Here is a 21660-nt window from a genome sequence, read left to right on the forward strand (position 1 = left end):
TTAGTGGGATTTAACGTCAAAAGATCGCAGCCTGCGGCAGCTCCTACAGGGAATTGTGTAGGAGCTGCCGAAGGCTGCGATCTTTTGATCTTTACAACCTCTTCACCATCGGTACACACGCCAGTTGCAGACCCGAGGGTGATTGATAAACCGCGCTCTCCTCCCCGACGTAACCGCAGCGCCGGTAAAAATCGGCAGCGTTCAACGTCGCGTCCAGACACACCTCGGTTAGCCCAAGATCCCGCGCCAAATCTTCGAGAAAGTACAGAACACGCTTGCCCAGCCCACGCTGCATGAAATCCGGGCGAATGAAGATCGCGCCGATTTCACGGTAATCCAGATCGAGCATGCCGGTCGCTACAGCCTCACCCTCAATGCAGCCCAGATAAAAGTGTTTTTCCATCAGCGTGTCGTAGCCGTCTTCGGCCGCGCCTTTGGTCCAGTCGAGCATTTGCTGCTGGCTGTAGGCGCCGACGCATTGATGCCGGATGGCCAGTCGCCTAATCTCGAACGCGATCTGCGCATCGTCCAGGGTCGCTCTTCTGATGTCGAACATTTCTCTCTCCATGAGGTATGTGCGAACGGAGCATGAAAAAGCCCCGTCCATGGCTGGCGGGGCTTTGGGTAACACGTCAAATGACAAACACGTATGACCTCATGGCCCGCCATAAGCGGTCATGGAGGAGCACATCATGGTCATTCGAAGTCGGGCAGTCATGGGGTGATAGTGCTGCGGAATGTTCCGACACGTCAATTGTGAATTCTCCTCTCCACTCAATCGAATGTTCTCTCCACACTCGCCGATACGTCCTACAGGTGTTTTTACGACCGGAGTCTACCGTTCAAAAAGGGACGAAAAGGACGGCCTGGAGGCCTTGACCGATTCGATTATCGAGACAACACTATACGCAGGTAACGTACAGAACATGGATGCTCTATTTATCGAATTGCCTGTGTTTCAGAAGCACCGAGACGACTATCTGGATGACGATCTGTTTCGCAGCTTTCAATTGGAGTTGCTGAAAAATCCGGAAGCGGGCGATCTCATCGAGGACACAGGCGGGCTTCGTAAAATTCGCTTTAGCGACCAACGAAGAGGGAAAGGCAAGCGCAGCGGATTACGAGTGATTTATTACTGGTGGTCAGGCTTCGATCAGTTCTGGCTCTTTACCGTCTACAACAAAAACGAGCAGGACGATTTGACGCCTGCCCAGAAAAAGCTTTTCAGAAAAACACTGGATAGAGAACTCAACGCGAGAAGCCACTATGAAACGTGACATTTTTTCCGAACTGATGGATGGACTGGAAGCACTGGCCGATGAACGCCAAGGCAAAATCACCTTGCGTACCCACAAGGTTCAGCTGCCAAAACTGATGCCGATTACCGCTGAGGAAGTGGTAGCCATCCGTCAGCAACTTAATCTCTCCCGGTCAGTATTCGCGATGTATCTACGCACCAATACGCGAACGCTCGAGAACTGGGAGCAAGGACGAGCTACGCCCAATGCTCAGGCCACAACCCTGATCCGTCTGGTCGAGCGTTTTCCACAGACAATCGAACAACTCGCAGCCCTGACCTGACACGGGGTTTTGATTCCAGCCACATGACGAAATTGTAATTCCCCCATCACCTTGGCGTTATCCGCAGCTTGCAACGATGTTACCCGGCGACCAATGCCGGCGGGCCCTGCCCCGCCGAACAATAAAACCACGCCGACGCATGTTCCCGTTCTGCCGAACCCAAGGAGTGTTTGATGGTTAACAATACAAAAATGTCGATGGCCGCTTTAGCGGTGGTGGTCGGCTCCGGGCCGTCCATGGTGTTTGCAGAAGACAAGCCTGAGGGCTTTGTCGAGGGCAGCAGCCTGACGGTGCTCAACCGCAACTTCTACTTCAATCGTGATCATCGCAACGGCCAGTCCAGCCCCACCGGCAACGGTTATTCCGAAGCCTGGGCGCATGCGGTGATCAGCAAGTTCGAATCCGGTTTCACCCAAGGCACCGTCGGGTTCGGTGTCGATGCATTTGCCATGCTCGGCTTGAAACTCGACACCGGTGACGGCCGCAACGGCGGGCGCAGTTCGTTCGATGTGCTGCCGGTCAACCGTGACGGCCAGGCGCGGGATGAATACACCAAAGTCGGTGGCGCCGCCAAAGTGCGGGCCTTCGATACCGTGGTCAAGGTCGGTGATGTGTTCCCGGCCAACCCGGTGGTAGCCGCAGGTGATTCGCGTCTGCTGCCGGAAAGCTTTCGCGGTGTGACGGCGACCAACACCAGCATCGACGGTCTGTCGATTCAGGGCGGTCGTTTGCATGCGATGAGCCAACCGGTGTCCAGCGACATGCGCGAAAATTTCGCCACGTTCTACGCCGGCCCGGTCAATTCGCCGTGGATCGCTTATGGCGGAGGCGACTACGTGCTGAACAAGAACCTCAGTTTCAGCCTGTACTCCAGTCGCCTCAAGGATGCCTGGAATCAGTATTACGCCGGCACCGCTTGGACCTATCCGCTGTCGGATGACCTGTCGCTGTTCGGCGGCCTGAACTATTACAAGGCAGTCGACGAAGGCAAACAACTGCTTGGCCAGTTCGACAACAACATCTGGAGCGGCCGCGTCGGCGTGAAACTCGGCGCGCACTCCGTCGCCCTCTCCCACCAGCGCAACAACGGCAACGACGACTTCGATTACCTGCGCCAGTCCGACTCGATCTTCCTCGACAACTCGATCCAGTACAGCGACTTCAACTCGCCGAAAGAACGTTCGTGGATGGTGCGTTATGACCTCGACATGAGCACTTACGGCGTACCCGGTCTGTCGTTCATGACCCGTTACGCACGTGGCACCGACGCCGACTATTCCAACGCCAACGCCGTGTACATGCGCCGCGATGCCGAGGGCAATCCGCTGACCGATCAGAAACGTTGGGAGCGTGATATCGAAGTCAAATACGTGGTGCAAAGCGGCTCGATGAAAGACCTGTCACTGCGCTTGCGCCAAGCCACTACCCGCGCCACGGCGTTCGAGTCGGACCTGGATGAAGTGCGGGTGATCGTCGAGTATCCGCTGGCGATTCTCTGAGTTTCCCCGAGCAATACCATTCACCTTTAGAAGCTCCTTGCTCCTTTGGTCAGAGGTGAATTTTTTGGCGCCCTTCGGGGCGCCTTTTTTGCTCTGCGGTCGCGACATAATCAACCCGCTATCGAGACAACCTGGCGGATAGCTGATTAATCCAAGCTTTTAGCGTAAAGGCAGCATCAGTGTTATAGGGGAAATGTCGGGGCACGGAATGAATCCCGCGTACTTGATATAAAAGCTCGACAGCCGATCATTCAAGGGATGAACAATTATCGCGCTGGATCCGATCGACTGAGACGCGTTGAGAGCTCTTTCAATCGCATCTTGCAGTAAATCGATGGCGAAGCCCTGGCCCTGAGCTTCCCGTGTTACGCCCATACGTCCCAGTAGAGTTACCGGATGGACACTGGGCGAGTTGCGTTGACGGCTTTTCGGCATGACGCTGGCGCGGGCGACTGATCCGCTGGATAGCGTGTAGTAGGCCATCACATTCGACGTACCTTTGAGGCAACTGACGTACACAACAGCCTGCTTGGTGGATTGGGCTTTTCGCGCCTTCCTCTGCAGGTATTGGTCAATGGTCACCTCACCAGAATCGAAGGCATCAAGTTCGTGTTGGTCGTTGAGCTTCTCGGGCGCGGTCAACTCCAACGTTTTGGACGAGCGAGCAGTTGGTGCAGGCATTCGTTACCTCGAGCCGGATTGGCTTCAATAGCCTGTTCGAATGCGTCAAATGCGCTGTCGTCGAGAAGGAACAGTCGTTTATCCAGAATCACCTCTTCAGCTTTTTGGCAGGCAGCTTCCAGGATAAAACTTGTGCGATCACGACCAGACATGGCGGCTGCCAAATCGATCAGATTACGTTTCTTTTCGTCCGCTCTCATGTTGATTGGAACGGGTTTGGATTTTTCAACGCTTTCAGTTGTGGACATTGTTCTGTTTCCCATCTGGGTAGGTGATGTTGGAGCTGGAGCCTCCTTATGGCGTTAGCACATCAGCTTTTGTTTATTTTTCATTTTCTGACTCCTTGAGTGGCCCGGAGAGGATTAGGCCATGCTCTTAACGTGAGATCTAACGTTTGAGGTGCGAAGCCATGAGAGCGACTTCGGAGTCGATTCTATACCGACCGTGTAGCTAATGCATATACGCGTATAGCTTTCAGATACACGGTCATTTTATTCAGGTCTGGCGAGAAAAGGATCCTCGTCAAAGGACCTTCGCCTACGTCGCGACTTCCACGTTATCCAGCGCTTTGTTCACCGCCAGTTCACCGAGCATGACCACCTGAGCGATGCCGAGCAGCGTCTTTCGATGCGTGCCCTCCAGCAACGCGGCGAAGTCGCCGAGCATCACCGTGGCCGAGGCCAGGGATTCGCAGGCGTTGGCCAGCAGGGATTCGGTGTCGGCGTTGGGGTTGACCAGGAACAGCGCGTTGGCGGTGTAAGGCGTGGCCATGATGGGCGCTACGGGCTTGAGGTAGTAGTCGAGGGCGCGCTCGGCGGCTTCGTGGAGTTTGTGGGTGTCGATGGCGGCGTAGGGGGATGTTGGATCGGGGTCTGCAGCAGCGTTCGCTTCGGGCGGATTGGGTGTTGGCTTTTTCATAATGTTTTCACTCAGCTTGACGGTGGAGCTGGCCCTTTCGGTTCCACGCGAAGGGGTGGCAGCTGTACGCAGGTTGGAACCCGGGCAACTGAGCAAAACCCGACAGACTCGAAGTCTCCCGCGCACAGCCGCCATAACGGTGTGCACACATGAAAGTGCGCAAGCATACGTCATGAACGGTGCGTTTTGCGTCAGTTAACCGAGGGGTTCCAATCCCGATCGCTGATTTGGCAGCGACCCACACAGGCTAGAGAGCGGACGTCCGAGGGACAACCTGAAAACATTGTGGGAAGGTTCAGCTTTTCCCACACAACCTTTAAACATTCCGAATCTAAATACAGATCGTGATACTGAAAATGTGCCCCGTGTAGGAGCTGCCGAAGGCTGCGATCTTTTGACTTTGAAGACCAAGATCAACAGATCGCAGCCTTCGGCAGCTCCTACAGGGATTAGGTGTTGGTTAGCCACCGCTGTTGCGGCACACGCCTGCCACGCTGTACTTGAGCGTATTGAGTTGCCCTTGCGAGTCCTCGTAGGTCATGGCCGTCGGCACCACCGAGCAAGCCGGCTGCGGCTTCACCACGCTGACGATTTTCACCACGTCGAGCTTCATGCCGTATTCGTATTCCTTGACCACCGGCGCCGCTTTGCCCTGCTCGGCGGCGTATTGCTCCATGGCTTTGGCGTTGGCGCTGAAAGCACGTTCGAAAGTGCGATCGCCGCCGCCTTCAGCCAGTGCATTTACCGACATCGCCATGATGCCGGCGAAGGTCATCCATTTGATCAACTGCATGTTTACTCCTCCGTAAAAAAGCCCGGCATCGGCACACGACAACGGGCTTGTTCCAGTGCGCCGGGCTTACAGGTCTTTGGTCTTGTCGTCTTCTCGTTGACCACGACCGGGTCGCGGGCCTGTTCCTTGGCCACGAACAGCTCCACCGCGCGATCATTGGCGGTCATCATGCGGTCGAAGGTGCGGTCACCACCGCCTTCGGCCATGGCCAGTGACGACAGCATCAGGGCGGTTGCGAAGGTGCTGAGTTGGGCGAATTTCATGGTTGATTCCTCGTTTAAGTAACTGACGGGATCAAAGTAACAAGGCGCACCTTTCGTGACGGTGGCGGGGGAATTACATATCCGTTATCTGCCGGATCAGTGCACGGAACCCATGTGGGAGCGGGCTTGCTCGCGAAAGCGGTGTGTCATCCAACATTGATGTCGACTGACACGGCCTCTTCGCGAGCAAGCCCGCTCCCACAGGAGATCACCTACTCAGACGGTACTGTGTCCTCATCCCGGCGATGGGCGATCTGGTACAGCGCGGGCAAGATCAGCAACGTGAGAATCGTCGAGGACAGAATCCCGCCGATCACCACCGTCGCCAGTGGCCGCTGCACTTCGGCACCGGTGCCGGTTGCCAGCGCCATCGGAATAAACCCCAGCGACGCCACCAACGCCGTCATCAACACCGGCCGCAACCGCGTCAACGCACCGACGTTGATCGCCTCCGCCAGCGACCTTCCTTCCTCGCGCAAATTGCGAATGAACGCGATCATCACCAAACCGTTGAGCACCGCCACCCCGGACAACGCGATAAACCCCACGCCAGCGGAAATCGACAACGGAATATCCCTCAGCCACAGCGCCATCACCCCGCCGGTCAAGGCAAACGGAATCCCGGTAAACACCAGCAACCCGTCCTTCAGATTGTTGAACATCATGAACAGCAAGCCGAACACCAGCAGCAACGCCACCGGCACCACGATCTGCAAGCGCTTGGCCGCCGATTGCAGTTGTTCGAACTGCCCGCCCCAACTGGTCCAGTAACCGGCCGGCACCTGCACCTCGCGCTCGATCAGCGCACCGGCCTCGCTGACGAACGAACCGATATCCCGCCCGCGCACGTTTGCGCTGACGATCACCAGACGCTTGCCGTTTTCGCGGCTGACCTGGTTCGGCCCGAGCACCAGATCGAGGCTGGCGACGTCCTTCAGCGCGATAAACCCGATCTGATTCGCCGCACCGCTCAGCGCCGGCACCGGAATCAGCAACGCCGACAAGCCATCGATGTCCTTGCGCATGGCGTCGGACAAACGCACCACCATGTCGAAGCGCCGATCGCCCTCGTACAAGGTGCCGGCCTGACGCCCGCCCACTGCCACAGCGATGGTGTCCTGCACATCACCGACGTTGAGCCCGTAACGCGCCGCCTTGTCGCGGTCGATGTTGATGGTCAGCACCGGCAGGCCGGTGGTCTGCTCGACCTTCACTTCAGCGGCACCGTTGACCTTTTGCATCACCGCCGCGATCTTCGCCGCCGTGGCGTTGAGCACGTCCATATCATCGCCGAACACCTTCACCGCGACATCGCTGCGCACACCGGAGATCAGTTCGTTGAAGCGCAACTGGATCGGCTGCGACAGTTCATAGTTGCTGCCCGGCAGCGTCGCGGCAGCGGCTTGCAGTTCGGCCATCAGGGTTTCGCGGGACTTGTTCGGGTCTGGCCATTGATCCTTGGGTTTGAGCATCACGTAGCTGTCGGAGATGTTCGGCGGCATTGGATCGGAGGCGATTTCCGCCGTGCCGGTGCGGGCGAACACCCGTTCAACCTCCGGCACGTTGGCCAGGATCAGCGTCTCCAAACGCTGCTGCATGTCCACCGATTGCGTCAGGCTGGTGCCCGGTACGCGCAACGCTTGCAGAGCGAAATCGCCTTCACTGAGGCTCGGCACAAACTCGCTGCCCATGCGGCTGGTGAGCACGCCGCTGAGCACGATCACCGCCAACGCCGCGCCCACGGCCACCGCGCGATGGGCCATAACCCAGGCCAACGCCGGCGCATACACCCGACGGGCGCCGCGCATCACCACGCCCTCTTCTTCCTTGACCTTGCCGGTGACGAACAGCGCAATCGCTGCCGGCACAAAGGTCACCGACAGCAGCATCGCACCGAGCAACGCGATGACCACGGTGAACGCCATCGGGTGGAACATTTTCCCTTCGACGCCGCTCAGGGCGAAGATCGGCAGGTACACCACCATGATGATCAACTGGCCGAAAATCAGCGGTCGGCGCGCCTCTTTCGCCGCCGCGAACACTTCCTTGAAACGCTCGGCACGAGTCAGCAAACGGCCGTGATGCTGCTGTGCGTGAGCCAACCGGCGCAGAGTGTTTTCGACGATCACCACCGCACCGTCGACGATGATCCCGAAGTCCAGCGCGCCGAGGCTCATCAGGTTGGCGCTGACTTTGTTGCTGAACATGCCAGTGAAGGTGAACAGCATCGACAGCGGAATCACCATCGCCGTAATCAGCGCGGCGCGGATGTTGCCGAGGAACAGGAACAGAATCGCGATCACCAGAATCGCGCCTTCGATCAGGTTCTTTTTCACCGTGGCGATGGCTTTGTCGACCAGGTGCGTGCGGTCGTACACCGGCACCGCGATCACGCCTTGCGGCAGGGATTTATTGATCTGTTCCAGCTTGCTGGCCACCGCTTGCGAGACCGTGCGGCTGTTCTCGCCAATCAGCATGAACACGGTACCGAGCACCACTTCACGACCGTTTTCGGTGGCCGCACCGCTGCGCAACTCACGGCCGATTTCCACCGTGGCGACGTTCTTCACCCGGATCGGCGTGCCATCGACATTGGCCATGACGATGTTGGCGATGTCCTCGGTGCTCGCCACTTGCCCCGGTGCGCGGATCAGCAACTGCTCGCCGCTGCGCTCGATGTACCCGGCGCCGACGTTGGCGTTGTTGCGCTCCAGCGCGGTGTTCAGATCGGTGAGCGTGAGCTTGTACGCGGCGAGGCGTTTCGGGTCCGGCGCGATCTGATATTCCTTGGCGAAACCACCAATGGTGTTGATCTCGGCGACGCCCGGCACGTTGCGCAATTGCGGCTTGATGATCCAGTCCTGAATCACCCGCAGATCGGTCGGCGTGTAGGCAGTGCCGTCGTCCTTCAACGCGCCCTCCTGCGCCTCGACCGTCCACAGAAAGATCTCGCCTAGGCCGGTAGAGATCGGCCCCATCACCGCTTCAGCGCCCTCGGGCAATTGCTCCTTGGCGATCTGCAAACGCTCGTTGACCAGTTGGCGAGCGAAGAACAGGTCGGTGCCGTCCTTGAAGATCACCGTGACCTGCGACAGCCCCGAACGCGACAGCGACCGGGTCTGCTCCAGCGCCGGCAAACCGGCCATCGCGGTTTCAATCGGGAAAGTGATGCGCTGCTCGGTTTCCAGCGGTGAGAACCCGGCGGCGCCGGTGTTGATCTGCACCTGGACGTTGGTGATGTCGGGCACGGCGTCGATCGGCAGTTTCTGATAACTGGCGATGCCGAGGCCGGCCATGAGCAGAACGGCGAGCAGCACGATGATGCGTTGCTCGATGGCAAACTGGATCAGGCGTTCGAACATGGGGACCTTCCAGAATTAATGACTGTGCTCGGCTGAGGCTTTGCCCAGCTCCGACTTGAGGACGAAGCTGCCGGCGCTGGCGACTTGCACGCCCGGTTCCAGCCCTTGGGTGACTTCCACGTGGCCGGCGGCACGGCTGCCCAGTTCCACCGCCTGCGCCTTGAAGCCGTCGTCGGTACGCACGAACACCGTGGGTTTGTCCTCGACGGTCTGGATCGCGGTTTCCGGCACCGCGACTTTGGCCTGGCGGCTCTCGGTGGCGACCAGTGCGGTGACAAACAGCCCCGGACGCCATGAGCCCTGCGGGTTCTCCAGGGTCACGCGCACGGTCGCGGTGCGCGTTTGTTCGCCGAGCAGGCTGCCGACGTACGCCACGCTGCCAGTCACTTCGGCCTTTAACTCAGGCGCGCTGACAGTCACCGGTTTGCCCACCTGCACTTTGGTCAGATCCTTGGGCGAGACACCGAACGTGACCCACACCCGCGACAGATCCGAGAGGGTGAAAGACGCGGTGGTCTCATCGACCACCTCCCCCGGTGTCAGGTGTTTTTCCACCACCACACCGTCGAACGGTGCGCGCAGTTCGTAGCGATTGCCGCCGGTGGCGACCACGCTGCCGCTGAGTACGCTGATTTTCTGCCGGGCGTTGTTCATGGCGATTTCCGCCTCTTCCAACGCCTGCTTGGCCTGGAGGAAATCCTGTTCGGCGGAGATCTTGTCCTGCCACAGCTTCTTCTCGCGCTCGTAAGTGGTGCGCGCCAAGGCCAGACGCCGTTGTGCGGCGGCCTGTTCACTGCGCTGATCGGAGATCTGCTGACTGGCAATCACCGCCAGCAACTGGCCCTTCTTCACCGTTTGCCCGAGGTTGACCGCCACCGACTCGACCACCCCCGGCACGCGCGGCACGACGTGCGCAGTGCGGTCCTCGTCGAAGCGCACTTCGCCCGGGAACGACAGGCCGAGACTGATGCTCTGCGCACGCGCCTCGGCCAGTTGAATGCCTGCGGCGGCGATCTGCTCGGCGCTCAATTCGATGTGGCCTTCTTCGGCATTTTCGCCTTCGGCGGCAGCGCCCTCCTCGGCGTGATCGGCGTGATCGGCGTGTTCGGAGGCCTCATCGGCATGCGCGTCGATAGTTGAATTGGCCGGCCACATCGAACCGATGCCAATGCCGAGCGCCAAGGTCGCCACCGCGACCACCATCAGTTTTTTATCCATGGAAACTCCTCTGCGCCGTGCCATCGCGCAGTTGTCTGAAAAGTGAAATTCAAGGGCTGACGCTGAGGTCGCCGAAGATCCGTTCGAGGCGCACGCGGGCGTCGGTCGCCTCGCTGACGGCCTGGATGTATTGGCTGCGCGCAGCGATCAGGGTGCGTTGGGCATCGAGTACGTCGAGGAAACCGAACTTGCCCATTTCGAAACCGCGTGTGGCGCTGTCCACTGCGCTTTGTGCGGCAGGCAGGATGGTCTGGTTGAACGCGTTGACTTCGCCGTTGGCGGTCTGCCATTGCTCAAGGCTGGTCTGGACCTCGGTGCGCAAACGCAGCTCGGTGGCGTTGCGTAGATCCCGCGCCTGATCGGTGCGGCGTGCGGCGGCGAGCACGTTGCCCTGATTGCGGTTGAACAGCGGAATCGGCATCGACAGCCCGACCACGTTGACCCGTTCGCGCTCGGTTTCGCTGTACTGACTGCCGATGCTCACGGTCAGATCGGGAATGCGCTGCGACTTTTCCAGGCCCAACGAGGCTTCGCGCTGATCGATCTGCAGCTTCGCCAGACGCAGCTCGGCAGTCTGGTTCAGACGCTCGAGCAAACGACTGGGCGGTGGCAGCGTGGCGAGGTTTTGCGTGGCGGCTTGCACATTGGTCGAGGTCGGCAACGGTGCGCCCATGACCTGCGCCAGTTGCTGATAGGCATTGGCCTGATCGCGTTCGGCGCGGCTCACCTCCAGGCGCACTTCCGAGAGCTGCACCTGTGCTCGCGCACCTTCGACCGGCGATGATTTACCGGCCTCGATGCGCCCCTGAGCAACGCGCAAACCGTGCTCGGCCAGTTGCAGTGACTGACGCGACAGCTGCAAGCGTTGCTGCGCGGTTTGCGCGCCGTTGAACGCCTGAATCACATCGGCGCGCAAGGCATTGCGCTTGCGCTCCAGCTCAATGCCGGCGGCGTCCTGCGCACGGCTGGCGACATCAATGCGCGCACCGCGTTTGCCGCCCAGTTCAATCGGCTGGCTGAGCATCACCGTAGTGGTGCGCGAGTCGCGCCGGGTGTCTTCGGCCTCCCACGACACCTCGGGATTGGGGATCAGCCCGGCCTGCTGGCGATCGCCCTCGGCAATACCGATTTCCCATTGCGCGGCAGCGAGATCGGGGTTGCCGGCGAAGGCACTTTGCAGCGCCTGATCCAGTGTCAGGGTCGATGCGCTGGCCAGGCTGCTGCACGCCAGCAACAAGAGGCCGCTGGCGGTTTTGTTCAGGCGTGATCGCGCCGTCAGTTCGATTAAACCGGGCAATGGAGGACTTCCTTTAATTCAGGATTTTTCGATGCCGCCACGTTAGGGTTTTGAACTTATCGACAAGGTGACTGGAACATTACAAATCCGTTATCCACGGTTCAGCAAAGTTGTTTTGTTCTAGGATGCGAAGTGCAATCGGCTTTGCCGCAATACATGGAAACAAATACTCGGTAGTTATCTGCCGAACAGCACTTGCCTGAATGCAATACATGTCTGCTGGCGCATTCAGGCTGCGACAGGCTGTCGCGGATGGCCGTTTTAAAGACCTCCAAGATTGACCCTGTAGCCACTACAGCCTTTACCGTATTCGTCATTCAGTTATTGAACAGCGTCCGGAAGACCTTACAAAAACCATAACTTTCCCGGCCACCTTAATTAAATATCCCTTAAATAAAAGTGGTGATAGATCATGCGAATCCTTGTCGTCGAGGACGAGCTTAAAGCTGCCGAATACTTGCATCAGGGTTTGACCGAAAGTGGTTATATCGTTGACCACGCCGCCACCGGTGCCGATGGATTGCATCTGGCACAACAGCAGGCCTATGACCTGATTATTCTCGACGTGAACTTGCCGGAACTGGACGGCTGGGGCGTGCTGGAACAACTGCGCCGCACCCACTCGACGCGGGTGATGATGCTCACCGCGCGCGGGCGGCTGGCGGACAAGATTCGCGGACTGGACCTGGGCGCCGACGACTATCTGGTCAAGCCGTTCGAGTTTCCCGAACTGCTGGCGCGGGTGCGTACCCTGATGCGCCGCAGCGAAAACATCCCGCTGCCGCAGGTGTTGAAAGTCGCCGATCTGGAGCTGGATCCGGGCCGGCATCGGGCGTTTCGTGGCGCGCAGCGCATCGACCTGACCACCAAGGAATTTGCCCTGCTGCACTTGCTGATGCGCCAGTCCGGCGAGGTGCTGACCCGTACGCAGATCATCTCGCTGGTGTGGGACATGAATTTCGACTGCGACACCAACGTGGTCGAAGTCTCGATCCGCCGCTTGCGGGCGAAAATCGACGACCCGTTCGACAACAAACTGATCCACACCCTGCGCGGTGTCGGCTATGTGCTGGAGGCGCGGGAATGAAGCCGGCCAGCCTGTCGATGCGCCTCGGTCTGACGGTGAGTATTCTCGGCGCGTTGTTGGTGGTATTCCTGGCGATCCTCGCCTATTTCGCCCTGACCCATGAGCTGAATGCACTGTCCCGCGACAGCCTGCAAAAGAAGATGGCGCAGGTGGAGCACAGCCTGTCGCTGTATGTCGACGCCAACGAAGTCAGTGGCAAGCCGCACATTCTGCTTGATCAGGTCATGGGCCATGACAACCTGACGCTGACGATTTATGACCGTTCGAACCTGCGTACGCCGCTGCTCAAATCCGGCTCGGGACTCAAGGATCCACGCGCCGAATTGCGCGCAGTGCGAACCACCACCGAACAATTGGCCTATAGCGACAGCAGCGATGACGAGGGCGCGAAGTTCCTTACCGCGTCGAAGCTGATTCGGCTCAAGGACGGCAGCAGCGTGCCGGTGCTGCTGTCGATGGACAACGCGCATGACCAGGCGCTGCTCAGCGCCTATCTGCGCTCGACGCTGATTGCCTTGCCGCTGTTGCTGGTGTTCATCGGCCTGACGGCGTGGGGCGCGGTGCAGCGTGGATTGGCGCCGCTGCGCGAGTTTCGCAAAGTGGCGGCGATGGTCTCGACGCAGGATCTGGAGCATCGGCTGTCGGTGGTGAACATGCCGCAGGAGTTGAGCGAACTGGCGCAGGGCATCAACTTCATGCTGCATCGACTGGATGCCGGGGTGCAGCAGTTGTCACAGTTCTCCGATGACCTGGCGCATGAGTTGCGCACGCCGATCAACAACCTGATGGGCAAGGCCCAGGTGACGCTGTCTCGCGAGCGCACGAGTGAGGAATACCAGGACGTGCTGGTGTCGTGTACCGAGGAGCTGGAACGCGTGGCGCGGATTGTCTCGGACATGCTGTTTCTCGCGCAGGTCAGTCATCCGTCGGCACTGGCGCCGTTTGAAGCGGTGGCGCTGGAGGCGGAAGCGGCGAAGGTTGCGGAGATGTTTTCGCTGGCGGCGCAGGACAAGCAGATTCATTTGAACGTTGTTGGCAGCGCATCAGTGTTGGGCGATCGGCTGATGATCCAGCGGGCGATTTCCAATCTGTTGTCCAACGCGCTGCGCCATTGCCCGAACGGCAAAACCATCACCTTGCTGATCGAGCAAGGCGCGACGCAGGCGTCACTGCTGGTGAGCAATCCCGGCGCCGGCATCGAGGCGCAACACCTGCCGCACCTGTTCGACCGCTTCTACCGCGTCGACAGCGCCCGCTCGCGTTCACAGGGCAGCACCGGGCTGGGACTGGCAATCGTGCGCTCGATCATGAGCCTGCATCAGGGGGTGGCGGAGGTGAAAAGCTTGCCCGGCGTCATGACCGTATTCCGCCTCGGTTTTCCTGCGGCGACATCCACGGCCCCATCGCTTGCAGGCAAGCTCCCACAGTAAGTCGCGGTGAACCCGGGCTCGACGCCATGCTTGATACCTTTGAAGAAACTCAAGCATGAAGCTGGCATTGACCGATGTCCTGTAGGAGCTGTCGCAGGCTGCGATCTTTTGCCTTGGCCTTTGAAGATCAGGAGCAAAAGATCGCAGCCTGCGGCAGCTCCTACAGTGATCGGGGTGTTTTTGGGTTTGGTGGGCACCACTGAAACCTGTGGGAGCTGGCTTGCCAGCGATGGCGGCGGGCCAGTCGATATTTTTTGTACGATTTTTTACCAACTTACTGCCATCCCCGCGCAAACGCCGAAAGCTCTCGCCGCAACCTCCGTCTTGTCCTACAGCCAGTTTTGAGTAGATAGCACTAAGGTGGAGGCCCTGGCAGATGGATACCGATGAGAGGCAAAAAATGAACAGGGACATCGTTTGCGAATGGGCTGAAGAAGTCTACGGATTGGCAGCACTGAAATATTCTGGCTATATTTGTCCAGAATACAGGGGTGAGCTGATGATCATCGTTCCGCTGGCTGAAGCCAAAAACAATTTATCCAAACTCGTCGATGATGCCGCTGCTGGCCAAGTCATCACGATTGCCAAGCATGGCCGGGCGATGGCCCGTCTCGTTCCCGTAGGAAAACCCAGCGCTCAACGTATTGGCGCAATGAAAGGCAAACTGTTGTCGCCCGACGATTTCGACTCACCACTGCCCGATGACATGCTTGATGCATTTGAGGGCACTCAAGCATGAGACTTCTGCTCGACACGCACGTTTTGCTCTGGACGCTCAGTGATGACGCCAGACTGTCCGGCAAAGCCAGAAAATTGATTGAGAACGCCGCCGAAATCTACATCAGCGCCGCCACCTTCTGGGAAATGGCGATCAAGGTCGGGCTCGGCAAGCTGAATATTGATCTGGAAGAAGTCCGCCAATATTGTCTCGACAGTGGTTTTATCGAACTGCCAGTGACTGCAGAGCACGCCATCGCCGTGAAGGATCTTGAGCACCATCATCGCGATCCGTTTGACCGCATTATCGTGGCCACAGCGATGACCGAACCGATGAAGTTACTTACGGCTGATGCTCTGGTTGCTCGGTACACCGATCTGGCTGTTCTGGTCTGATCAAGACACATCTAGCACCGTCACACATCAATGCTGGCTGCCAGGCCAACCATCAAGCCACACAGTGAATCCGGGTGTACCCGGGCCTGACCCCATGCTTGATATCTTTGAAGAAATTCAAAAATGAAGCTTGCATTGACCGATGTCCTGCAGGAGCTGCCGCAGGCTACGATCTTTTGCCTTGGCCTTTGAAGATCAGGAGCAAAAGATCGCAGCCTGCGGCAGCTCCTACAGGGATCGGGGTGTTTTTGGGGTCTGTGAACAACAAGAAAACCTGTGGGAGCTTGCCTGCAAGCGATTACGGTAGATCGGGCAACAAAACAAACGGCACCTTCCGGTGCCGTTCGCCTTTCACATTTCAGCTATTACTTACGCGCATCCGCCCACGATTTCAGCAGTTCGTTGTAGCTCACGGTCTCGCCCTGCGGCTTCTCGTTGGCCAGTTTCGGTTTTGGTGCGCCCGGTTGGTCGAACCAGTATTGCGCGTCGCGTTCCGGGTTCATTTTCGGGGCGCACACCGCTTGGGCCTTGGAGCGTTCGAGGCGGGTCATGATCGCGTCCTGATCCTTGGCCAGGCCGTCCAGCGCCTGTTGCGGAGTCTTCTCGCCGCTGGCCGCTTCGGCGATGTGGCTCCACCACAGTTGCGCCAGACGCGGATAGTCCGGCACGTTGGTGCCGGTCGGGGTCCATTGCACGCGGGCCGGGCTGCGGTAGAACTCGACCAGACCGCCGAGTTTCGGCGCCAGATCGGTCATCGCCTGCGAGTTGATATCCGACTCGCGAATCGGCGTCAGGCCGACGATGGTTTTCTTCAGCGACACGGTTTTCGAGGTGACGAACTGCGCGTACAGCCACGCCGCGAGTTTCTGCTTCTCAGGCGTGGATTTCATGAACGTCCACGAACCCACGTCCTGATACCCGAGCTTCATGCCCTCCTCCCAATACGGCCCGCGCGGCGACGGCGCCATGCGCCATTTCGGCGTGCCGTCGGCGTTGACCACCGGCAGGCCCGGTTTCGTCATGTCGGCGGTGAACGCGGTGTACCAGAAGATCTGCTGGGCGATATTGCCCTGCGACGGCACCGGTCCCGACTCGGAGAAGGTCATGCCCGCCGCTTCCGGTGGCGCGTAGGCCTTGAGCCAGTCGACGTATTTCTGCGTGGCGAACACCGCCGCCGGGCCGTTGGTGTCGCCGCCGCGGGTCACACTGGAACCAACCGGATGGCAGTCCTCGACGCGAATCCCCCACTCGTCCACCGGCAAGCCGTTGGGCAGGCCCTTGTCGCCGCCACCGGCCATGGAGAACCACGCGTCGGTGAAGCGCCAGCCCAGCGACGGGTCTTTCTTGCCGTAGTCCATGTGGCCGTAGACGCGCTTGCCGTCGATTTCCTTGACGTCTTCGCTGAAGAATTTGGCGATGTCTTCATAGGCTGACCAGTTCACCGGCACGCCCAATTCGTAGCCGTACTTTTCCTTGAATTTGGCTTTCAAGTCCGCGCGTTCAAACCAGTCGGCGCGGAACCAGTACAAGTTGGCGAACTGCTGATCGGGCAACTGATAAATCTTGCCGTCCGGTGCGGTGGTGAACGAGATGCCGATGAAGTCCTTGATGTCGAGGGTCGGCGAGGTGAAGTTCTTGCCTTCGTTGGCCATCAGGTCGGTGATCGATTCGGTCTTGCCGTAGCGAAAGTGCGTACCGATCAGGTCCGAGTCGTTGACCCAGCCGTCGTAGATGTTCTTGTCCGACTGCATCACCGTCTGCATTTTTTCCACCACGTCGCCTTCTTGCAGCAGGTCGTGGGTGAGCTTGATCCCGGTGATTTCGGTGAACGCCTTGGCCAGCACCTTGGACTCGTATTCGTGGGTGGTCAGGGTCTCGGAAACCACTTTGATTTCCATGCCGCGAAACGGCTCGGCGGCCTTGATGAACCACTTCAGTTCTTCGAGCTGCTGATCGGCCGTCAGGGTCGACGGCTTGAACTCGCTGCCGATCCATTTTTTCGCCGCGTCTTCGTAGGCATCGGCCCAGGCAGATGCGCTCAAACCGCTGAGTGCCAGCATGGCTGCCAATGAAATGCTATGTCGCAGCTTATTGTTTTTGTCGAACATAGAGACCTCCAGTTTGAGTTACGGAGCACGATTGCCGAGCGACTCGACTAGCCCCAGCGCATCACAACCAACAGCCACACCAGAGACAGCGCGGACGCTACCCAGATGCTCCAGTCGGTGACGCCGATTACCAGCAGATGCAGGTAGGCGCTGCCGAGAAGACCGATGAACAAGCGATCGCCACGGGTGGTGGCAATCGGCAGAAAACCGCGTCGCAGGATGCTCGGCGAGCGCAATTCCCAAGAGGTCATGCCCATCAGCAACAGGCCGATGGCGATAAAGAACCCCGCGGTGGGGGTGGTCCAGCTCATCCATTCCATCATGCGCTCCTCAGACCCGACCGAGGGCAAAGCCCTTGGCCACGTGGTTGCGAACAAACCAGATCACCAGCATCCCCGGGAGGATGGTCAGCACCCCCGCCGCCGCCAGCACGCCCCAGTCGATGCCCGAGGCCGACACCGTGCGGGTCATCACTGCGGCAATCGGTTTGGCGTTGACCGAGGTCAGCGTGCGCGCCAGCAGCAGTTCGACCCAGGAAAACATGAAGCAGAAAAACGCCGTGACGCCGATGCCGGAGCCAATCAGCGGGATGAAAATCTTCACGAAGAACTTGGGAAAGCTATAGCCGTCGATGTACGCGGTTTCGTCGATTTCCTTGGGCACGCCAGACATGAAGCCTTCAAGAATCCACACCGCCAGCGGCACGTTGAACAGGCAGTGCGCCAAGGCCACGGCAATGTGCGTGTCGAACAGCCCGATCGACGAATAAAGCTGGAAGAACGGCAACAGAAACACCGCCGGCGGCGCCATGCGGTTGGTCAGCAGCCAGAAGAACAGGTGCTTGTCGCCGAGGAAGCGATAGCGCGAAAACGCATAGGCCGCCGGCAGCGCCACACTCAGCGAGATCACCGTGTTCAGGCTGACGTAATACAGTGAATTGAGATAACCGGTGTACCAGCTCGGATCGGTGAAAATCACCTTGTAGTTGTGCCAGGTGAAATCCTGGGGGAACAGGGTCAACCCGCCGAGAATTTCGGTGTTGCTCTTGAACGACATGTTCAGCAACCAGTAGATCGGCACCAGCAGAAACAGGATGTACACCAGCAGCGGAATCAGCTTTCTCTTACTCATGGCCGGGCCCTCAGCGGTTGGCGTCGGAATGGGTCATGGCGGTGTAGAACAGCCACGAAACCAGCAGGATGATCAGGAAGTACACCAGCGAAAATGCCGCTGCCGGCCCCAGATCGAATTGACCGACGGCCATCTGGGTCAAGGTCTGACTCAAGAAGGTTGTGGCATTGCCCGGCCCGCCGCCGGTGAGCACGAACGGCTCGGTGTAGATCATGAAACTGTCCATGAAGCGCAGCATCACCGCGATCAGCAGCACGCTTTTCAACTTCGGTAATTGGATGTGCCTGAACACTGCCCACGCCGAGGCGCGGTCGATCCGCGCCGCCTGGTAATACACGTCGGGAATCGCCCGCAACCCGGAGAAACACAGCAGCGCCACCAGCGACGTCCAGTGCCAGACGTCCATCACCAGCACCGTGACCCAGGCGTCCATGGTGTTGGCCGCGTAGTTGTAACTGATGCCCAGCGCATTCAGGCTCGAACCGAGCAGTCCAATATCGGCGCGGCCGAAGATCTGCCAGATGGTGCCGACCACGTTCCACGGGATCAGCAGCGGAATCGCCAGAATGATCAGCACCACCGACGACCAGCGGCCCTTGGTCGGCATGGTCAAGGCGACGGCTATACCCAACGGAATTTCGATCAACAGCACGCAGGCCGAATAAATGAACTGACGCAACAGCGAGTCATGCAGGCGCGGATCGAGCAGCACCTGTTTGTACCAGTCGGCACCGACGAAGTAGCGGCTGGACTGGTCGAAAATGTCCTGCACCGAATAGTTGACCACGGTCATCATCGGGATCACCGCACTGAACGCCACCAGCAGGAACACCGGCAACACCAGCCACCAGGCCTTGTTGTTCTGCACCTTGTTCATGGCTGCACCTCGTCGTCGGCTTCGAGCAGAAACTCATCGGCATAAACCATCAGCCACTGCGCCGGAAAACTGATGTACGCCGTGCCCTGCGGCACCGGTTTGTCTTCGGCCAGACGCACCTTGAGCGGCGCGCCGTCGAGGTCGAGGGTGAGGATCTTGTAGGTGCCGAGGTCTTCGACGTGAACCACCCGCGCCTGCATCGCCTCGTCAAACGGCTCGTCCCAGACATGGATGAACTCCGGGCGGATGCCGACCTTCAGATTTTTCCACTGACCGTGTTCGATATGCCGTTGCAAGGCGTCGGACAGTGGCAAGTGCGTCGAAGCGAAACCGACCCCGCCCGGCTGCGGCTGCACCTCGATCAGGTTCATCCCCGGGCTGCCGATGAAGTAGCCGACAAAGGTGTGGCTCGGCCGTTCGAACAATTCCCGTGGCGTGCCGAACTGCACGATCTGCCCGCCGTACATCACCGCGATCTTGTCGGCGAAGGTCGAAGCTTCGAGCTGATCGTGGGTGACGTAGACCATGGTGATGTTGAACTGCTCGTGGATCTGCTTGAGCTTGCGTCGCAGCTTCCATTTCAGATGCGGGTCGATCACCGTCAGCGGCTCGTCGAAGAGGATCGCCGAGACGTCGTCACGCACCAGGCCACGGCCCATGGAGACTTTCTGTTTTTCGTCGGCGGTGAGGTTGCGCGCCTTCTTGCTCAGCAGGTTTTGCAGGTCGAGGACTTCGGCGATTTCCTGTACCTTGCTGTGCACTTTCGCCTCGGCCATGCCCTGATTGCGCAGGGGGAAGGCCAGGTTGTCGAACACGGTCATGGTGTCGTAGACCACCGGGAACTGGAACACCTGGGCGATGTTGCGCTTCTCCGGGGTCAGGTCGTTGACCGCTTTGCCATCGAACAGCACATGCCCTTGCGAGGGGCTGAGCAGGCCGGAAATGATGTTGAGCAAGGTCGATTTGCCGCAACCCGAAGGGCCGAGCAAGGCATACGCGCCGCCCTGCTCCCAAATGTGGTCCATCTCGCGGATCGCGTAATCGTCAGGCCCGCTCGGGGTTTTGCTGTAGCTGTGGGCGAGGTGCTGCAAACGGATTTCGGCCATCAGGCAACCCTCGCGACACGTTGGCCCGGTGCCTGCACCAGACGGCCCTGCGCATCGAACACGAACAGTTTGTGAGTCGGGATGTAGATGCGGATCGGCGCATCGACGTCGTATTCGTGAACCCCCGGCAGGTGCAGCACCAGCAGGAAATGCTCGTTGCGCACGTGCAGGAAGGTTTCCGAACCGCTGATCTCGGCCACTTCGACGGTCACCGCCAACTCCAGATCGTCATCGTTGCTCGGCACCAGCGAGATATGGCTGGGGCGCACGCCAAAGCGAAACTCGCCCTCACCCACCGGGCGCAGATCGACGTTCAGCGGGAAGTGCACGAAGTTGGCGAAGCTGACTTCGTTGCCGGCGATGCGCCCGGGCATCAGGTTGATCGGCGGCTCGGAAAACAGCTCCGCCGCCAGCACGGTTTGCGGCTGGTGGTAGACCGAGGTCGACGGGCCGCTCTGGATCACCCGACCCTCGTGCAGAATCGTCGTGGTGCCGCCCAGCGCCAACGCTTCGTTGGGCTCGGTGGTGGCGTAGATCGCAATGGTGTGGCGCAGTTTGAACAGCTCGCGCATTTCCTGGCGCAGTTCTTCGCGCAGCTTGTAGTCGAGGTTGACCAGTGGCTCGTCGAACAGGATCAGCTCGGCGTCCTTGACCAGCGCCCGGGCCATCGCCGTGCGCTGCTGCTGACCGCCGGACAGCTCCAGCGGATAGCGCTGCAGGAACTTCTCGATGCGCAGCATCTTCGCGGTTTCCAGCACTTTGCTATGAATGATTTCTTTGGAAACACCGGCCTGACGCAGCGGCGAGGCGATGTTCTCGAACACGGTCATGGTCGGGTAATTGATGAACTGCTGATAGACCATCGACACGTTGCGCAGACGTACCGGGCGCTGGGTGACGTCGACGCCGTTCATCAGGATCCGGCCGCTGTCGGGCTTGTCCAGGCCTGCCATCAGGCGCATCAGGCTGGTCTTGCCGGACAGCGTGCGGCCGAGCAGAACGTTGAAGGATCCGGGTTCGAATTTCAGGCAGGCATCGTCGATCCAGGTCTGGCCCTCGACGGTGCGGCTGACGTGCTCCAGGGTGAGTGACATGGCTCGGCCTTTTTATTATTGGAGTCAAGCGACCTGTGCAGCAGAGCGACATTCGTGCCAGAAATGGCAAGTGGTTGATTTGTCGTGAAAAGCGCTGAAAAG

21 protein-coding genes and 1 pseudogene are annotated in these 21660 nt (G+C 59.2%); 7 read left to right on the forward strand and 15 right to left on the reverse strand.

The window, feature by feature from the left end:
* Window positions 1–91 precede the first annotated feature (91 nt).
* Window positions 92–556: a GNAT family N-acetyltransferase gene (locus VLA07_RS21600; protein ID WP_333991256.1), complete on the reverse strand. Its 465-nt coding sequence runs from the start codon at window positions 554–556 to the stop codon at window positions 92–94.
* A gap of 370 nt (window positions 557–926) precedes the next feature.
* On the opposite strand from VLA07_RS21600, the gene VLA07_RS21605 reads away from it, so the two are divergent.
* The 3 genes from VLA07_RS21605 to VLA07_RS21615 all read left to right on the forward strand — a co-directional run bounded on the left by VLA07_RS21605 (window position 927) and on the right by VLA07_RS21615 (window position 3080).
* On the forward strand, window positions 927–1277 hold the full coding sequence (locus VLA07_RS21605) for a toxin (RefSeq protein WP_007964869.1): 351 nt from the start codon (window positions 927–929) through the stop codon (window positions 1275–1277).
* Window positions 1267–1581, forward strand: a complete 315-nt coding sequence (locus VLA07_RS21610) for a helix-turn-helix domain-containing protein (protein ID WP_007964870.1) — start codon at window positions 1267–1269, stop codon at window positions 1579–1581. The genes VLA07_RS21605 and VLA07_RS21610 overlap by 11 nt, the downstream gene beginning before the upstream one ends.
* Window positions 1582–1754: 173 nt before the next feature.
* Window positions 1755–3080, forward strand: coding sequence for an OprD family porin (locus VLA07_RS21615; protein WP_333991257.1), 1326 nt, complete (start codon window positions 1755–1757; stop codon window positions 3078–3080).
* A 159-nt stretch (window positions 3081–3239) separates the two neighbouring features.
* Here the strand turns inward: VLA07_RS21615 and VLA07_RS21620 are convergent, their stop codons facing one another.
* From VLA07_RS21620 to VLA07_RS21655, 8 genes and pseudogenes are all read right to left on the reverse strand, one after another.
* Entirely contained in the window at window positions 3240–3761 is a 522-nt protein-coding gene (locus tag VLA07_RS21620; protein WP_052510612.1) for a hypothetical protein, read from the reverse strand.
* A complete protein-coding gene (locus VLA07_RS21625) occupies window positions 3719–4009 on the reverse strand; it encodes a type II toxin-antitoxin system TacA family antitoxin (protein ID WP_041073246.1) in 291 nt (96 codons plus the stop codon). Before VLA07_RS21625 ends, VLA07_RS21620 begins: the two co-directional genes overlap by 43 nt.
* 289 nt (window positions 4010–4298) lie before the next feature.
* Window positions 4299–4679: a DUF6124 family protein gene (locus VLA07_RS21630; protein WP_333991258.1), complete on the reverse strand. Its 381-nt coding sequence runs from the start codon at window positions 4677–4679 to the stop codon at window positions 4299–4301.
* Window positions 4680–5139: 460 nt separating this feature from the next.
* A complete protein-coding gene (locus VLA07_RS21635) occupies window positions 5140–5472 on the reverse strand; it encodes a DUF2790 domain-containing protein (RefSeq protein WP_096795645.1) in 333 nt (110 codons plus the stop codon).
* Between the two features lie 89 nt (window positions 5473–5561).
* Window positions 5562–5735, reverse strand: a pseudogene (locus VLA07_RS21640) (co-regulatory protein PtrA N-terminal domain-containing protein); the annotation flags it as partial.
* Between the two features lie 212 nt (window positions 5736–5947).
* The gene (locus tag VLA07_RS21645) at window positions 5948–9097 is read right to left on the reverse strand and encodes a CusA/CzcA family heavy metal efflux RND transporter (protein ID WP_333991259.1); all 3150 of its coding nucleotides are present in this window, start codon (window positions 9095–9097) and stop codon (window positions 5948–5950) included.
* A 15-nt stretch (window positions 9098–9112) separates the two neighbouring features.
* Complete coding sequence (locus tag VLA07_RS21650) at window positions 9113–10315, reverse strand: efflux RND transporter periplasmic adaptor subunit (RefSeq protein ID WP_333991260.1); 1203 nt, start codon at window positions 10313–10315, stop codon at window positions 9113–9115.
* Window positions 10316–10364: 49 nt separating this feature from the next.
* Window positions 10365–11612, reverse strand: coding sequence for a TolC family protein (locus tag VLA07_RS21655; protein WP_333991261.1), 1248 nt, complete (start codon window positions 11610–11612; stop codon window positions 10365–10367).
* A gap of 412 nt (window positions 11613–12024) precedes the next feature.
* On the opposite strand from VLA07_RS21655, the gene VLA07_RS21660 reads away from it, so the two are divergent.
* From VLA07_RS21660 to VLA07_RS21675, 4 genes are all read left to right on the forward strand, one after another.
* Window positions 12025–12699, forward strand: coding sequence for a heavy metal response regulator transcription factor (locus VLA07_RS21660; RefSeq protein ID WP_103369489.1), 675 nt, complete (start codon window positions 12025–12027; stop codon window positions 12697–12699).
* Window positions 12696–14129 carry a heavy metal sensor histidine kinase gene (locus VLA07_RS21665; protein ID WP_247268605.1) on the forward strand — a complete coding sequence of 478 codons (1434 nt, stop codon included), beginning with the start codon at window positions 12696–12698 and terminating at the stop codon, window positions 14127–14129. Before VLA07_RS21660 ends, VLA07_RS21665 begins: the two co-directional genes overlap by 4 nt.
* Window positions 14130–14529: 400 nt before the next feature.
* Window positions 14530–14868 (forward strand): type II toxin-antitoxin system Phd/YefM family antitoxin, encoded by a 339-nt coding sequence (locus tag VLA07_RS21670; protein WP_333991391.1) that lies wholly within the window; start codon window positions 14530–14532, stop codon window positions 14866–14868.
* Entirely contained in the window at window positions 14865–15242 is a 378-nt protein-coding gene (locus VLA07_RS21675; RefSeq protein WP_115990193.1) for a type II toxin-antitoxin system VapC family toxin, read from the forward strand. Before VLA07_RS21670 ends, VLA07_RS21675 begins: the two co-directional genes overlap by 4 nt.
* Window positions 15243–15607: 365 nt before the next feature.
* Here VLA07_RS21675 and VLA07_RS21680 read toward each other — a convergent pair whose 3' ends face one another.
* From VLA07_RS21680 to VLA07_RS21705, 6 genes are read right to left on the reverse strand one after another with little or no spacing between them, the layout of a single operon-like run.
* Window positions 15608–17350: an ABC transporter substrate-binding protein gene (locus VLA07_RS21680; RefSeq protein ID WP_115990194.1), complete on the reverse strand. Its 1743-nt coding sequence runs from the start codon at window positions 17348–17350 to the stop codon at window positions 15608–15610.
* Window positions 17351–17397: 47 nt separating this feature from the next.
* Window positions 17398–17670 (reverse strand): DUF2160 domain-containing protein, encoded by a 273-nt coding sequence (locus VLA07_RS21685; RefSeq protein WP_333991263.1) that lies wholly within the window; start codon window positions 17668–17670, stop codon window positions 17398–17400.
* 10 nt (window positions 17671–17680) lie between these two features.
* The gene (locus VLA07_RS21690) at window positions 17681–18481 is read right to left on the reverse strand and encodes a carbohydrate ABC transporter permease (protein WP_027614646.1); all 801 of its coding nucleotides are present in this window, start codon (window positions 18479–18481) and stop codon (window positions 17681–17683) included.
* Window positions 18482–18491: 10 nt separating this feature from the next.
* Window positions 18492–19358: a carbohydrate ABC transporter permease gene (locus VLA07_RS21695; protein ID WP_007961995.1), complete on the reverse strand. Its 867-nt coding sequence runs from the start codon at window positions 19356–19358 to the stop codon at window positions 18492–18494.
* Entirely contained in the window at window positions 19355–20464 is a 1110-nt protein-coding gene (locus VLA07_RS21700) for an ABC transporter ATP-binding protein (RefSeq protein WP_333991264.1), read from the reverse strand. Before VLA07_RS21700 ends, VLA07_RS21695 begins: the two co-directional genes overlap by 4 nt.
* Complete coding sequence (locus VLA07_RS21705; RefSeq protein ID WP_095138884.1) at window positions 20464–21558, reverse strand: ABC transporter ATP-binding protein; 1095 nt, start codon at window positions 21556–21558, stop codon at window positions 20464–20466. The genes VLA07_RS21700 and VLA07_RS21705 overlap by 1 nt, the downstream gene beginning before the upstream one ends.
* Window positions 21559–21660: the final 102 nt, after the last annotated feature.

It is taken from the genome of Pseudomonas sp. S3(2024), from assembly GCF_036861315.1.
Classification (GTDB): Bacteria; Pseudomonadota; Gammaproteobacteria; order Pseudomonadales; family Pseudomonadaceae; genus Aquipseudomonas; species Aquipseudomonas putida_A.